Source organism: Halovibrio sp. HP20-59, assembly GCF_033052795.2.
Classification (GTDB): Bacteria; Pseudomonadota; Gammaproteobacteria; order Pseudomonadales; family Halomonadaceae; genus Vreelandella.
In genome coordinates this window covers 1-1,318 of record NZ_JAWJUW020000046.1, presented here as the reverse complement: position 1 = coordinate 1,318, position 1,318 = coordinate 1, and the positions used below count along the sequence as shown (strand labels likewise).

The window sequence follows — 1,318 nt, the reverse complement described above, 5'->3', positions numbered from 1 at the left end:
GAGCCCGGTTAGGTAGTAGTACTCGGCGTATCCATACCACAAATGCTCTACGAAGCGCTGTTTGCTCGGAGGCTTTATATGGCCGCCGTTGTATCGACCCGGTGCAATACTGATATTAGCGAGCAATTTTCACGACTTAAAGCTCGTGGCAAACCAGCGTTGTCGGCGTTGGGGCCGGCTATGCGCAAATTGGTACATATCGCTTTCGGGGTGTTGAAGTCACAAAGCGAATATCGGCCGCAAGGGACATAAAGCCCCTTGCAGTTGGTATCGAGAGGTATCTACGGGGTTGGGTGCCCATCTTTCAACGCTGCTTTGGAGTCATATTTGTCATCAGGTCATTTAGTGCAATTGAAGTTCCGATATGTCGGTCTGCAAGTTTTTGATCGTCAGTTACCAAAACAAAGTTACCAATTAGCGCAGTCGCTGAAATAATACTATCGGGGAGCTTTAAAGACGATGTTCTGCGTATTTTGATTGCTGTCTTCTGAATTGACCTTTCTAGCTGTATCACAGTCAGCTTTTGAAGCGACTCCTGCAGCTTTGCTTCATCTTCTCTGGTTAGGGAAGGCCATGAAAGCAGCTCCATCTCCGTGATGACGGAGACGGCATATTGGTTAGCTGGTAATTTTAGTTTTCGATTAATCGCGTAGATAATAGCATTAGTATCAAGCAGATATTTACCAGTCATCCCGCAATTCCCTTTGAAGCTCAACGGCATCCTGTTCTTTGAACGCGCTGATCTGGGTATCACTAAAATCTAATGTTGATGCGGGTAGCTCCTTAATGGGGCTGTCTTTCACCATCACCACAATATGCGCGTGATGGTTTTGAAGTTCGTTGTATTCGGGCGGGATTGTCACCACGCCGTTTTTAATATCTGCTTCGAATTCAATTGCATACATAGCATCTCTCCCCACCAGTTACTCATACGCCCTTTTATCGACCAGCGATAATGCCAAGCCCATAATCAGCCAATATATGGCATCACGTATCATAAGGTAATAGTTACATATTTCGCTTAACGCTCCCACCTTAGCACCCATTCAGGGAGAATCGAGACACCGAGAGTGAACGCTGGCAGACGGCCTGATCGCCCGACAAGTCGGGCTCCTACAGGGGCTGGGTGCAGGCACCGGGTGTTGTGGGAACCAGACTTCGTCTGACGATGTCAGTACTTGTCTTCTTCCCATAATTGGGCAATATCTTCTACCGTTAATCCTGTGGCTTCAGCAATTTGCTCTTTGCTGAGCACGCCGAAGGCTAGTAGATTGCGGGCCGTTGAGCGTTTGGCTTCTAATTGTCCCTCTTGCCGACC

Annotated in this window: 2 protein-coding genes; both read right to left on the bottom strand. The window is 47.8% G+C overall.

Features of this window, described 5'->3' with window-relative positions:
• Positions 1-304: 304 nt before the first annotated feature.
• Positions 305-691, bottom strand: a complete 387-nt coding sequence (locus RZA33_RS19270) for a type II toxin-antitoxin system VapC family toxin (protein ID WP_317509341.1) — start codon at positions 689-691, stop codon at positions 305-307.
• Complete coding sequence (locus RZA33_RS19265) at positions 681-905, bottom strand: hypothetical protein (protein ID WP_317509340.1); 225 nt, start codon at positions 903-905, stop codon at positions 681-683. The genes RZA33_RS19270 and RZA33_RS19265 overlap by 11 nt, the downstream gene beginning before the upstream one ends.
• Positions 906-1,318: the final 413 nt, after the last annotated feature.